Source organism: Massilia sp. 05N420 (assembly GCF_056397205.1).
This window is the reverse complement of record NZ_JBFTMX010000005.1, coordinates 123,116-135,993: the sequence shown is the minus strand read 5'-3', so window position 1 is coordinate 135,993 and position 12,878 is coordinate 123,116. Positions and strand designations below refer to the sequence as shown.

Sequence of the window (12,878 nt, the reverse complement as noted above, 5' to 3'; positions counted from 1 at the left end):
TGATATTATTGAATTATTATCTTCACTTGTTTTTAGTGAAATAGTTTTTCAGGACTGCCAAGATACGACGTCGTAGTCGTTCGGGATCAGTAACAAACACTGTCCGGATCAATGAGCCGAAATGCATGCGCTTAATAAATCACTGATTGGCATCTATGAGCGCGCACAGGACTGCAGTCTGGCGGAATTCAACCAATCTGCGCTGCAGGAAATGAAACAAGTGGTCGCCTTCGATGCCTGCGCCCTGGCCGACCTGCAGGTCGCCGCAACCGGCAAGATTGTCGTCCAGACCCTGTATCTCGAGTCGACGCCGATCGAACGGTTTCAAGACCGTAGCGCGGCAGTGGGGCAGGAGGCCCTGGCGCAAAATGGCGCCCTGACCAGTCAGGACGATACGCTGGTCAGTGCATTTCGGCAGCGTGGCCGGAGCGTCGTCGCCGACATCGCAGCAACCGCACGCGACCCGCATGTGCTCTCGTATTGCCGCAAATACGAAACCGCCCATTCCCTTGCTTTTGTGTCTGAAAAAACATTCGGTTGCGCCGTGCCGACACTGGGCTTATGGCGGGCCAACAGCCGGAACGGCTATACGGCCCAGCAGGAAGAAGATGCCAATGTTTTTATTCCCCATTTCATACAGGCTAGGGAGATCAACCGGCGTTTCAAATCGGTTGCGGCAACTGTGCCGGCATCCAGCGCAATGGTTCTCAGTTCGTTGATGGGCCAAGTGTATTTCGTCGACGACGAGACGAGTCAATTGCTGCAGACCGAATGGCGGGAATGGAGCCCTCCTTTCCTGCCGCGCCCCCTGATGGACGCGCTCGAGTCGGCCAGTGCAAAAGTATTCGTCGGAAAGAAAATTGCAATTCGTGCTGAAATATTGAATGGGATGCTTTGCCTGAAAATAAATAAGATCGAAAACAGGAGCGCAGGTCTTACCGCCGCCGAATCGCGCGTTGCCATGCTTGCTGTTCGCGGAATGCAATACAAGGAAATTGCAAAACTGATCGACGTGGCGCCGGCCACAGTGAGGAACCAGCTTCATTCGGTCTATCGCAAGCTCGGCGTGTCGAACAAGACAGCCCTGGCCGCGGCAATGGCTGCTCCAGCCTGAGACAAGCTGCCGCTGCCGCATGTCCCACGATGGCATGGGACATGTGTTCTATTGTAGCGGGATTGTTCGCTTCATATGATTGCATATCGATAACCATGCAATCAATGACATGTTTCCTGAATCTGCACAATCCGCTATTCGAATTCGTACCGGCTATCTCTTCGTCGGCATCGGCCTGACCCTTGCCCTGGCGTCGGGATGCGCCAAAAAAGAAAACAATCAAGCAAAGCCCGAAAGCTCGGCCGTGGTTTCGAGCGAAAAAATCCGGCGTGACGATTACGGAAATGTCCTGCTGGCACGTGAACCCCTGCGTCCGTTCGATCAGTATCAGGTCAAGAATGTCTCGAGCGGTTTCAGGGTCTCGGGTGACGAAGCCATCGCCGCCGAAGCCTACAAGTATCGCCAGCTGTTCTGGTCCGGCGCGAGACGGGATGACGCCCTGCTCGCCTATGACTACCTTGAAGAGTACCGTGCAGAGCAGGACAGCTTCAAGCGTGCGGATATCGTGAAGCAGCAAAAGCCGGCTTTGGAAAAAGCTTACCGCGAGGCGCAGGAGAAAAAACTCCATGCATTCTATTTCTCGAAAGAGAACGAAAACCAGCAAATGGTCAGTCTGGGCCGGTATGACGCGGAAAAAAACCGTTTCGAAATCAACTTCGGCATACCCGATACATCGTCGTTCGCATGGGAGAAGCCGCACGGGAAAAACCATCCCCGCCAGACCTGGGGCGCAACGTTTATTGGCGGCGAATACAGCAATACCGGTTCGCATTTCTATACGCCGAAAAGCGAAGACGAAGCTCGCGCAATCGAGGCGGCATTGGCACCGTTGAGGGAACAGTCGAAGTATGGCAATGGGAACATGGTCCAATTGCCGACTTATTATCTTGGACATGTCGTCGGATCGAATGCCGGGATGGGTAATTCCGATTACGTGACATTTTTCGTCGTCGATGGGCTCGCGGTAGAGGATCCCAAGTCCAGGCGTATCCTCTTCACTGTCGACCGGATGAAGGAAGAGCCGATGGCACATACCTCCTTGCTGGCGGCTCAGAGGGAATTCTTCCCCCAGAAAGACTGATTTCTTCGTCCTTGAAATACGCTCTCGCTTACCAACCCATGCGCATTCGAAAAGTCGGCTATGGCCTGTTCTCCCCCAAGACCTTGAGCGAAGCGCTGCTCAAGGTCGAGTCTGGAGAGACGCTGAGCATCGCATCCGAACATCGGCAGTCCGGCACGGAACTGAACCTCGACAAATCCATCACACTTGCGCCCCGCGCACCCGGCGAATCCGTGGTCCTGCGAGATCCGATCAAGATCGGCGGCGCTGCACAGGTAGCCTTCCGCGAGGTAACGATCGCGTCGACAGTCCTCGTACTGGAAGGGTGCGAGGCGAACTTCGAGCATTGCATCTTCACCCCCGACGTCGTGCTGACAGTAAGGGCCAATGGCCGGATCTCGATCCGGCAGGGCCACGGCAAAGGCGAGATCCGGGCCGTCGGCGCAGCAGGCAAGCCTGCAAGCCTGCACATGCAGAACGTTCGCTGGGATGGTGCGAACGGCGACACCCTGTCGCTACAGCATGCGAACGCGGAGATGAAAGGCGTGATCCTGGCTGGCGGCGCCATCGTTGCGGACGGGACTGGCGGTTTGTCGATCGAGCAGGTCACGATCCACAACACGGCAAAACCTGCCTTGAGCCTGCGCGGGAATGTCATGGCCAACGTGCGCGCCCTGAAGTCCACCGGCGGCGGAATCGTCGTCGAGGGGAATGCGACCGCGTCGATCAATACGCTCCACATCGAAAGAGCGGTGCAGGTGGCGTTGAGCCTGCGAGGCAATGCGCAGGTCGAGGTCACGGACGCCGACATCAGCGATGGTCGCGAAACGGGATTCGTGCTTCAGCAGCAAGCGAGCCTCAAGGCGTCCAAATGCCGGATAAGCGGCGGCGCCAAGGGCGCGGTCTGGGTGCGTGAAACCGCCCAGGCCACGCTCACGGATTGCGAATTGCTGGGCGGCGGGCCCAAATATCCGGCCGTGGTCGCGACCGAGAAAGCGAAGCTCACCATGTCGGGCGGACGTATCGCCGACACCAATTCGAACGGATTGTGGCTGAGGAACGAGAGCGTTGCATCGGTCAACGGAACGTCGATCGAATTCACTGCCGGCGCGAACGTGGAAACCGAGGATTCCGCCCAGCTCAAGCTGCTCGATTGCGTACTCAACGGCGGTAAGGGATATGGGCTGCTAGCCGAAGGAAAGTCCCAGATCAAAGCCATCAACTGCCGTATCAGCGGCCATGCCGCCGGCAGGTTGAGCCGCGATCCCGAAGCCGGCATCGACCTGCAGCATTGCGACTTGCGTGACAATATGGCCCTGGCTGTCGCAATGACCGAACTCAATGCGCTCCAGGGGCTTGAGTCGGTGAAGAGTGAAGTGTCGAAGCTGATCGACCTGGTCGAGGCCGAGCGCCGTCGCGCAGAGGCGGGCGTCGCCGCAAACGTCATCGCCTTGAACCTGGTCTTCACGGGAAACCCGGGCACAGGCAAAACCACCGTGGCGCGCATCATCGGCAAGATATTTGCGGCCCTGGGCCTGCTCAAGCAGGGACAGCTCGTGGAGACCGAACGCAGCGGGCTCGTTGGCCAGCACATCGGCGAGACCGCGCCAAAGACCCGCAAGATCGTCGACGCGGGCAAAGATGGCGTTCTCTTCATCGATGAGGCATATACGCTTTATGTGCCGGACTCGCCGCGAGATTTCGGTCCCGAGGCCATTACGACCCTGATGAAGGAAATCGAGGATCGGCGCGGTACGATGGCGGTGATCGTCGCGGGCTACGAAAGGGAAATGCGGTCCTTTTTCGACGCCAATCCGGGGATGAAATCGCGATTCAATCGCTACATCGATTTTCCCGACTATGCCGCGGCGGAGCTCTGCCAGATATTCGCCTCCATGGTCACTTCGCGCCAGTTCCGCCTGACCGCAGAGGCCACGATGCGCGCCAACCATACCTTCGAACAGATGGTGCGTACAAAGGGCAAGCACTTTGGCAATGCGCGCGACGTGCGGAGCTATCTCGACGCGACGATCGAACGCCAGGCGGGGCGCCTGCGCACCCAGCCGCAGGCGGACCCCCTGATTCTCGAGGACCAGGACTTGCCGGTCATCGGCCGCCAGGGCGAGCTGAATTTCGAAGGCCTGCTCGCGAAACTCGATGCCCTTACCGGTCTCAAATCGGTGAAGGCCGAGATCCGCAAGCTCGCCAGCCTGGTGCGGGCGCAAGAGCGCCGGCGCGAAGCGGGAATGGGTTGGACACCGGTGTCGCTGCACCTGGTCTTCACCGGCAGCCCGGGGACCGGGAAGACGACAGTCGCGCGGCTGGTCGGTGAACTGTATGCCGCACTCGGTCTACTCGAAAAAGGGCATGTGGTCGAGGTGCAGCGTTCCGATCTGGTGGCCGGTTATATCGGCCAGACCGCGCAGCGAACCAAGGCGAAAATCGAAGAAGCGTATGGCGGCGTGCTGTTCATCGACGAGGCGTACACGCTCGTGGGAGCGAACACCAACGATTTCGGCCCGGAAGCCATCGATACCTTGCTGAAGGAAATGGAGGACAACCGGAACCGGCTGGCAGTCATCGTCGCGGGCTACACGGACAGGATGACGCAATTTGTCGAATCGAACCCGGGCCTCGCATCCCGTTTCACCCGCTATATCGAATTCGACGACTACTCGGCTTTCGAACTCTCGCATATCTTCCAGTGCCTGGCCAATACGCATGGCTACCGGCTCAGCAGCGAAGGCGAGGGCTTGCTCCTCCAGATCACGGAACGCCTGCTCGCCGCCGGCGATCCGAATTTTGGCAATGCCAGGGTCATGCGCAGCCTGTTCGAAGCGACAATCGAACAGCAAGCCCTTCGTATCGGCATCGACGAGCTTGCGCCGGTCGACGGCATCGATCCGGCAGACATCGAACTGGCGTCGGTGGCATAAGGAATAGCAGCTTCCGTGCCCGAGGCGGCGCTCAGCGCTTGGCCTTCTGCGCGGGTATCGACACCATCGATGGTTTGCTGGGGTCGGGTACATAGCTCATCTTCATGTCGTCGCCCGTGCCCTGGTTGAATTCCATGACCACGTTGCCGTCGCCGGAGACGAACTTGTTCTTCGACACTGCTTTGAGCCGCATCGGTTTTTCCATATCGATGGTCGCGTCGATGTATTCTGGCTTGCCGCGCACTTCCAGCCGCCAGCCATTCGCCATGTCATAGGTTCCGGCGATCTGCCTGACTTCGTCAGGCATGAGCCGGACCGTCCTGGCCGGGGCCGTCACCGTCACGGTCGAGATCGGCGCAGTATCGGGCCGTGGGTAGGGTTGGGTCTGCGCACTGGCGCCAGTGGCAAGCACCAGCAGGAATGCGGGAATCAGGAGAGATAGGGGTCGCATGATCGTTCCTTCACAAAGCAGAAACCTTTGGACAGGCGTCACGCCGAATCAGCCTCGTGGCGGGCGTCGGATGCCGCAAAGCCGGTATTGCCCTTGCGGTATTTCAGTCTAGGTCAGTGCCGATCCAGGACAAGGCATGCAGGCGCGCGCATCACGAAACTGTCTGGAACCGGAAAAAGTCATATCCGCGCGAAATGAGGTCAGGCTCGGCCAGGAAACGTAAGCGCAACGGACTTTACCAGCGATTGACGAACAAAAAACCCGCGTTCTCACTATGAGAGTCGCGGGTTCAGTGGGCTTTCCTGGACTGCTTAATACTTGCTTTTGGTGCTCCGGCCGGAACCGCGAAATGGCTTGAAACCCGCATGGATTCTATTTCATACAGTTTTTTTTTCGAATGATGGATGCACTTATGGATGAAAAACTCATCTTGCCTACTTGTTGGAAGGAGGGGGCGCTCGTCTAAGGTCAAGATGCGACTATTCCCGTAGCCTGATTTTTCGCTGTCTCACTAATACAACACGATATCGCGYCACGTTAGCCTGCGTTGACCACGCGAACCAGTCGATCCCAACCAATTTTACGACTACCAAACCTTGGCGGTTTGGTCGATGAAAACCGATTTTTCAATTTCTGGATAGAAATCCGTCGAGGATTAGTCGTGTTGCCAAGCAGACACATGGCGTCTCAGATGCCGCCCTAACTTGCTGAGTCAAAATATCCGTACTCAAACGCTCCAGGCGGTGCGGCATCGTTTAGCGAGAGATAGCTACCGAACGCTGCCGAGCCCTCGTGCTATACACGTCTACCGTTAAACTACTTCAGCGCCTTTGGTGCGCAAATGCGCAACTGCACTCCGAAGAAGGACCTCGGTATGTGCATTGTCGTGGACTTGTTGGAACAAGTTTCCTTTATAGCCGATCGTAACGAAACCTGTTTGCACGCTATCGCCTTGGAAGAAGCCGAACTTTGCACCGTCCTTGGTAGCATAGATCACTTCTGTGTAATCAGTCTTTGTTCTACCAATCTCTTCCGCTGTGTGTCTAATGACCTTGAGCGCCTCAATAAGCTCTTCAATCTCATCGAAGTCTAGATGCACCTTCTCGTTTAGGTTGGTGGTTTCGTTCTTCAATGTTAATAACGCACCGAAAGCGTCTTTTTGATCTGCACCCTTAATTACGCGTAGCACCACCGTCTCAACGTCGAGGGCACAGCCATAGTCCCCGCTGACGGTTCCGATTGGGCGTGTCTCCTTGATGATGATTGCGCCACGGTTTGCCATAAAGCTACGTAAGTTCGTGCCAGCGTCAGGAGCGGTTTTTGCTGTCGCGAGATCATCCATATTCTGTTCTCCGAGAGGTAAGTCGATGAGCACGTCCGAACATAGTATGGTTCTGTGATTTAAAAATTGCAACAGTTTTCGCCGGCTGAGCAATGCGAACCCTTAACGCCACATGTGATACGTTTAAACGCCGGTTTGAGTTGCCTTCTTCGCGTCCGCCAAAATACGGTAAACCGACGCGACTCCGATATCTACCGCGTTTGCGATCTCTTGCTTAGCCAAGCCTTTACCAGCAAGCTCAAGTACTTTTGCCGTCTTCGCCTTTGCTTTTGGAGCTCGCCCTTTGTAAAGCCCTTTTTCCTTCGCAGCCGCGATACCTACCTTCTGACGTTCAAGCATGTTTTCGCGTTCGAACTGACTAATGGCTGAGAACAAACCGAGCGTCAACCGGCCTTGAGGTGTCGCGGTATCCACATTCATGTCCAAGATGCGAATGGTTGCGCCTGCTGCTGCAACCTGAGATTCGATCTCCATCATGTGGATCATCGAGCGTGCTACTCGTGACAAGCTGGTGAAGACCAACACATCGCCGCTCCTGAGCTTTGCAAGCGCCTTTGCGAACTCGGTGCGATCAGCCATCTTGACCGAGCTTACCTGCTCCCTGAAGATCGTCTGATCGCTGCACCCAGCATCTTTTAGCTTTGCTACCTGATCTTCCAGTCCTGCCACTTGTTCGACAGTCGATGTCCTTGCATATCCCCAAATAGTCATTACTCCTCCTTATTCTCAAATGACTCTAGATACACTGATATTATCATTAGAATCTAGAGTTAACAAGCATTCTGATAGCTTTTCTCAGTCATTATTAGCTCTACCATTAGGGCAAGCCCCAGTGATACAAAATCCAAGCAGAGCATTATCGGACCGCGAAGTCATATTAATTTCTTTACAATAATTGTTCCCCTAAGTAGAATCGCTAGAACGACCGCCAAAAGTTAGATTTAGCGCGACATGCATGCGACATCTGTCTTGGCTATTATGCAGCAACGAATTTTCGAACTTTGAGCTAACGTCGGGTTGTTTCCCAATGGCTGGCAGAGCTAGATGTTCAGCTATATTTCGATTTTGTCCTTAATATTCTCTAGATTATTTGTTTTTTAAAGTCGGCAAAATAGTTAATTCAACAGGTTAATATTTTCTGGAGCTTGTTCCATATGATTAAAATGGCCTTGTGTAGCTGTGCTTTTTTCTCCTCATTGCTTGCCAGTCAAACTGCTAGTGCAGGTCTATACACCTATTCTAAAATTAGTTACCCGGACTCTAAATATGGGGCAAACATCATGCAGGTCAACGGTAGTGGACAGTTTACTGCTAACGTATTTGACGCATCAGGATCATCATTGGCTCCTTACATATGGTCATCCAAAGGTGCAGAGGTTCAGCTACAAACACCTGGCAGTTCCTATCAATCCGAAGTATTGTCGTTAAACGATCACGGATTGGCAGTGGGAGACTCTTTCAATTCGTACGCTACCGATTTTGCCACACGTGCGACCGTATGGCGCAGTGCTACGGCAAGCTTCTTGCCGGGGTTAGGCGATAACAGGACTGAACAAGCTCGTGATATCAACAATGCCGGCGTTATCGTCGGGTATTCATATTCGAACGACACCAGAGTTTCCAATGCATTGTTTTGGAATAGTGATGGCCTTCACGATCTTGGCACTGGCGGTGGTATATCGGCTGGTGCCTACGCCATCAACAACGCGGGCGTTATTGTCGGCAGTACGCGCTTTTCCGGCGGCCAACAAGGCACTGTCTGGAAGGACGGCGATGTAACTCACATTGGAACCTTAGGGGGCACGCGTAGCGTGTTAGCCGATGTAAACGATGTTGGATGGGCGGTCGGAGATTCTCTACTAGCAGGTGATAACGAAAATTGGCGTGCCATACTCTGGGATGGTGTTGCGTTACACGACTTGGGGACCCTGGGGGGACAGTGGAGTTCAGCCAACAATATCGGAGCGGATGGTACCGTCTTTGGATCGTCTTTAACCTCCTCCGACTGGAAACAGCATGCAACAATATGGCGTGACGGTTCAGCTATCGACCTAAATGATATGATAGTTAACCCTGCAGACCTTGGTGCGAGAATACTGGCAACTGCGATTGGATCTGATTCTAAAGGAAATATTTACGGCATCGCTATTGACGAGACGGGGTCCATGAATGGAACATTCGTACTGACTCCTGTCAGTGAGACCGAGGTACCCGAACCAGCTCCAGGAACATTCGTCTTGGCTGGCGCGATTTATTTCCTATTGCGTCGTAAAAAGTTGGCGACTGGTTCGTAACCTATATTATTAGCGGAACTCGCGCCAACTTGAATTTTACATAGACTGTAGGAATGCAACTCCTAGCGCCCTGCGCTAAACCTGCTTGCGCTATAGACCTCGCCACTGAGGGGCTTCGAGCGCATTTTGTAAAGATAGCTAATCCATACTTTTGCATCGTGTATTTTCTCTTGCTTAGAACACGGAAGACTCACATAATTCTCACCGGAATGCATGGGGTCCAGCGGGGGATTAATGAAAACATGTATTCCTCGCTTTCTTCCGTACGTCGCAAGCCATCCTTTATCCTTGCGATTCAGAATGTGGCATGGATTATTCAGCGATGCTTCACAACACAGGAAAATGTGAAGATGATCGCCCCTGCTCTCGTCAACCTCCCTCGCTGCTCTCCAACTGCATCGGATACGCTTGCGGCGTAGTCGTTGCACAACATCCTTAAGCATGCTTTTATGAGCTTGGTACTCTGCACCAGTAAAACAAAGATGGTATAGACGAGGACTTTTGTACTCAGTCGTGCATTCGTCTATCCATGTCCATGCTTGACGCGTATGCTGTGGTGCATGGTTCCCCTCATTGCATTCAGTAATCAATGTTTGATACCTCAATTCTCCACTCCTTTCATTAACTATTCTTCTGATAGAGACTACTCACTCTTCCCCATACACTACTACTTAATAACAAATCACCTTAGGCTCTCTATGCCCTTTGGCGCGTACATCCGATAATGTCTAGAGATGTACGAATCATTGGCGGCGTCACTCAGAAAAGCGATCATGAAAGCGGAAAACGCCCCTATTCCGCAAAACAGTGTTTCTAACTCGCCTATTTGGAGCTTAAATGCTTAATGTCAGTTAAGTGAGATAGACATGGCAGTTGCCTGCGACATATAGAAACCAATCAACCCGCTTCGGAGTGCACAAAAGCCGCACAAAGCGCTTACACCGCATCGACGTGCCCCAATCCCTTACCAATCTAGAAAAAGGCGATTTAGGGGCCGCCAGCCGCGTTAAAAAGGCTTCGTTGTTCAACCGACCGTCAAGGGTAGTCACTGCGCGCGCGCGGGCTTATGAAGCCAGCACAGAGCATGCCTGACAGCCCTAACGTCTGACCTCTAAATTATTCCGATGCGCTGCTCTTCCGCTTCCTAGAAGGCTCAGCCAAGAGAGAATAGAGAGTTACGTTTTTTCGCTTGACGCCGTTGGAGTCAACGATATCGATTCGTCGTCTGTGGATTACATAGCCCTTGGCGATGAGTTCAACGATACGCGGAGCGGGATTGGCAACACCTAGGGTGCGAAACTCATACGTGTTGCGAGGCTTCAGACGAAGCAGGTGAAGGATCAGTTGATACGTGAAGTTGCTCTCTTTTGCTTGGGTCATCAGTTAACCTCGCGAGACGTAGTGACAAGCGAGTCAATGAACTCATCAATGTCTGATGAGAGCCAGCCAACAGCCCTTGCTCCGAGCTTGAGAGGGGGAGTCAAGTGTCCCGACTTAATGCGGGCATAGATGGTAGAGCGGGAGAGGCCCGTCCGTTGAATCACGTCGGGCAAACGAAGAACTGCTTTGTGTGTCATTTATCGAACCTTTCTTTTGTCATCCGAAATTGGATAACGACAGCTTAGAGTGTGCTGCGAGAAAGATCGATGCCGTCTACCGGCAGACTGTATAAGAGCGGGAATTCCTACAATGTTCCTCTATCGAGAATCTTAGCTTTGAGTTCAGCAAGTCGAGACTCAATAAACGCGCGGTCGGCTTCGGTGGTACAGGAGTTGTCGTTTGGCTCCGTGAGCCCAGAACGAGAAGGCAGAAAAACAGAAGAAAGGCCGGCGATGTACTGATCCGTAGCCTTGCCTAGCAACTTAAACTCTGCCGCATAAAGCTCGGCGGTTCTTAACTCAACAGCGCATTGCTTAATTAAAATTTCGGCTGCGGCCTTATTGGTAAGCTTGTCAAGACCATTCTCTCTGTAAAAACGTCGAGCCAAAGCTTTTTCAGCAGCATTTTTTTTATGCCTTCCCTTTCCACCACTTCGACCGCGCGCAGCAGAAATTAATGGCGCTACTTCTTCACTCACCAAAAATGCTTCAATCTTAAAAAGCTCATCAAGCGCCATTATGAACTGATTGTTGTTTAATGCTTCGTTCGCGCCCTGAAACTGCATAAGTGCTAGATAAGTCTTAAAGAAATATTCATTTACCTGATACTCATCATCTTTTTTAAAGGCATATAGATCAACAAAGGAAGATGGAATTGTGCCTAGCATTTCCCACGTACTGGCAAACTCGATTTGCTCTGAGTTATTCGAGCTACGAAGAAGCTTTAAAAAGCGCTCACGATATTTGCATAACTTTTCTTTTATGAAATTGTTTATATCTTTTTCCATGTCAGCATGCAACCTTAGTATGTTGAATAATTAAATTTTAATTAACTGAAGGTGGTGTTAATCGCACTTTGTCCAAATAGTCTGCCCACCGCTGCATCATCGATCGGCGGGCCGGAAGGTGTGCCGTCCGGTTGTAGGCGCGTCCGTTCGGATCTTTGACGGCGTGGGCAAGCTGATGTTCGATCAGGTCAACCCGCTCGCCCAACTCTTCATCCATAATAGTGCGCGCCATCGCGCGGAAGCCGTGGCCAGTCATCACAGCTTTGCTGAAGCCCATGCCGCGCAAAGCCGCATTGATAGTGTTCTCGCTCATGCAGCGTGCGCCGGTGCGGACGCTCGGAAATACGAATTTGCCATGCCCTGTCATTGCGTGGACGGTCCATAGCAGCTCGACGGCTTGCGTTGCCAGCGGCACGATGTGATCCTGCCCCATTTTCATCTTGGAGCCGGGAATGCGCCACTCTGCCGCGTCGAGGTCCATCTCGCACCACTCAGCGGTGCGCAGTTCCCCAGGACGAACAAATACCAGCGGCGCTAGCTTTAGCGCGGCGACAGCGTAGGGATGGCCGCTGTAAGCGTGTATAGAGCGCAGCAGTTCGCCCGCTTTCTTTGGTTCAGTGATTGCGGCGTAGTGCGCTTGAGGGACCGCAGACAAGGCTCCGCGCAGGTCAGTGGTCACGTCACGCTCTGCTAGTCCGGAAGCCACGGCGAACCGAAATACTTGACCGCATAGCTGCTTGATCTTGTGTGCAGACTCGATCGCCCCCCGTGCCTCGATTACGTGCAGCGCGGCCAGTACGTCTTTTGGCTTAATGGTCGAGATAGGCAATGCACCGATAGTCGGGAATATGTTCCGTTCAAGCCATGCAGTATTTTTGTCTTGAGTGCTGCTGGCACGGTCTGCGGCGGTTTTACCTAGCCATGCCCGCGCTACGGCCTCAAAGGTGTGAGTCGCGGCAACTGCCTTGGACTGCTTTTCCTCGCGTTTGGCGCGGGCAGGGTCGATCCCTTGGTCTAGCAGCTTGCGTGCCGCCAAGCGCCTCGCGCGAGCTTCTGCAAGCGTCACTTCGGGATACTTACCGAAGGTCAGACGGTTGGTTTTTCCGTTCGTCTGGCGATAGGCCATGCGCCAAAACCTCGACCCATTGGGCATGACTTCCAGGTACATACCGTCGCCGTCGCCCAACGTGTAAGTCTTGTCCTTCGGCTTGGCATTTCTAACGGCAGTGTCTGAGAGCGGGGTGGCGAGTTTAGGCATTTTGTATCCATGTTGTTTGGGGCTTTGCATCCATGGA

The 12,878-nt window shown here is 53.5% G+C and carries 11 protein-coding genes; 4 read left to right on the top strand and 7 right to left on the bottom strand.

What is annotated here, in order from left to right:
* Positions 1-121 precede the first annotated feature (121 nt).
* From AC1DIX_RS04630 to AC1DIX_RS04620, 3 genes are all read left to right on the top strand, one after another.
* Positions 122-1,114, top strand: coding sequence for a helix-turn-helix domain-containing protein (locus tag AC1DIX_RS04630; protein WP_477322357.1), 993 nt, complete (start codon positions 122-124; stop codon positions 1,112-1,114).
* 109 nt (positions 1,115-1,223) lie between these two features.
* Complete coding sequence (locus AC1DIX_RS04625) at positions 1,224-2,195, top strand: hypothetical protein (RefSeq protein WP_477322355.1); 972 nt, start codon at positions 1,224-1,226, stop codon at positions 2,193-2,195.
* Positions 2,196-2,233: 38 nt separating this feature from the next.
* Entirely contained in the window at positions 2,234-5,110 is a 2,877-nt protein-coding gene (locus AC1DIX_RS04620; protein ID WP_477322353.1) for an AAA family ATPase, read from the top strand.
* 31 nt (positions 5,111-5,141) lie between these two features.
* Here the strand turns inward: AC1DIX_RS04620 and AC1DIX_RS04615 are convergent, their stop codons facing one another.
* The 3 genes from AC1DIX_RS04615 to AC1DIX_RS04605 form a co-directional block, all read right to left on the bottom strand.
* Positions 5,142-5,561 carry a hypothetical protein gene (locus AC1DIX_RS04615; RefSeq protein WP_477322351.1) on the bottom strand — a complete coding sequence of 140 codons (420 nt, stop codon included), beginning with the start codon at positions 5,559-5,561 and terminating at the stop codon, positions 5,142-5,144.
* Positions 5,562-6,372: 811 nt separating this feature from the next.
* Positions 6,373-6,903, bottom strand: coding sequence for a hypothetical protein (locus tag AC1DIX_RS04610; protein ID WP_477322349.1), 531 nt, complete (start codon positions 6,901-6,903; stop codon positions 6,373-6,375).
* A 123-nt stretch (positions 6,904-7,026) separates the two neighbouring features.
* Positions 7,027-7,614 (bottom strand): recombinase family protein, encoded by a 588-nt coding sequence (locus AC1DIX_RS04605; RefSeq protein WP_477322347.1) that lies wholly within the window; start codon positions 7,612-7,614, stop codon positions 7,027-7,029.
* A 443-nt stretch (positions 7,615-8,057) separates the two neighbouring features.
* Here AC1DIX_RS04605 and AC1DIX_RS04600 point away from each other — a divergent pair, with 443 nt between their 5' ends.
* Positions 8,058-9,197 (top strand): hypothetical protein, encoded by a 1,140-nt coding sequence (locus AC1DIX_RS04600; protein WP_477322345.1) that lies wholly within the window; start codon positions 8,058-8,060, stop codon positions 9,195-9,197.
* A 1,116-nt stretch (positions 9,198-10,313) separates the two neighbouring features.
* Here AC1DIX_RS04600 and AC1DIX_RS04595 read toward each other — a convergent pair.
* From AC1DIX_RS04595 to AC1DIX_RS04580, 4 genes are all read right to left on the bottom strand, one after another.
* Positions 10,314-10,577 carry a helix-turn-helix domain-containing protein gene (locus AC1DIX_RS04595; RefSeq protein ID WP_477322343.1) on the bottom strand — a complete coding sequence of 88 codons (264 nt, stop codon included), beginning with the start codon at positions 10,575-10,577 and terminating at the stop codon, positions 10,314-10,316.
* A complete protein-coding gene (locus tag AC1DIX_RS04590) occupies positions 10,577-10,774 on the bottom strand; it encodes a helix-turn-helix transcriptional regulator (protein ID WP_477322341.1) in 198 nt (65 codons plus the stop codon). Before AC1DIX_RS04590 ends, AC1DIX_RS04595 begins: the two co-directional genes overlap by 1 nt.
* Positions 10,775-10,881: 107 nt before the next feature.
* The gene (locus AC1DIX_RS04585) at positions 10,882-11,583 is read right to left on the bottom strand and encodes a hypothetical protein (protein ID WP_477322339.1); all 702 of its coding nucleotides are present in this window, start codon (positions 11,581-11,583) and stop codon (positions 10,882-10,884) included.
* 37 nt (positions 11,584-11,620) lie between these two features.
* Positions 11,621-12,841: a tyrosine-type recombinase/integrase gene (locus AC1DIX_RS04580; RefSeq protein WP_477322337.1), complete on the bottom strand. Its 1,221-nt coding sequence runs from the start codon at positions 12,839-12,841 to the stop codon at positions 11,621-11,623.
* Positions 12,842-12,878: the final 37 nt, after the last annotated feature.

Excerpts from the sequence above, each read along its gene's own strand:
- AC1DIX_RS04580 (WP_477322337.1), bottom strand. The coding sequence starts at position 12,841 with ATGCCTAAACTCGCCACCCCGCTCTCAGACACTGCCGTTAGAAATGCC.
- AC1DIX_RS04595 (WP_477322343.1), bottom strand. The coding sequence starts at position 10,577 with ATGACCCAAGCAAAAGAGAGCAACTTCACGTATCAACTGATCCTTCAC.
- AC1DIX_RS04615 (WP_477322351.1), bottom strand. The coding sequence starts at position 5,561 with ATGCGACCCCTATCTCTCCTGATTCCCGCATTCCTGCTGGTGCTTGCC.
- AC1DIX_RS04630 (WP_477322357.1), top strand. The coding sequence starts at position 122 with ATGCATGCGCTTAATAAATCACTGATTGGCATCTATGAGCGCGCACAG.
- AC1DIX_RS04625 (WP_477322355.1), top strand. The coding sequence starts at position 1,224 with ATGTTTCCTGAATCTGCACAATCCGCTATTCGAATTCGTACCGGCTAT.
- AC1DIX_RS04610 (WP_477322349.1), bottom strand. The coding sequence starts at position 6,903 with ATGGATGATCTCGCGACAGCAAAAACCGCTCCTGACGCTGGCACGAAC.
- AC1DIX_RS04605 (WP_477322347.1), bottom strand. The coding sequence starts at position 7,614 with ATGACTATTTGGGGATATGCAAGGACATCGACTGTCGAACAAGTGGCA.
- AC1DIX_RS04600 (WP_477322345.1), top strand. The coding sequence starts at position 8,058 with ATGATTAAAATGGCCTTGTGTAGCTGTGCTTTTTTCTCCTCATTGCTT.
- AC1DIX_RS04590 (WP_477322341.1), bottom strand. The coding sequence starts at position 10,774 with ATGACACACAAAGCAGTTCTTCGTTTGCCCGACGTGATTCAACGGACG.
- AC1DIX_RS04620 (WP_477322353.1), top strand. The coding sequence starts at position 2,234 with ATGCGCATTCGAAAAGTCGGCTATGGCCTGTTCTCCCCCAAGACCTTG.
- AC1DIX_RS04585 (WP_477322339.1), bottom strand. The coding sequence starts at position 11,583 with ATGGAAAAAGATATAAACAATTTCATAAAAGAAAAGTTATGCAAATAT.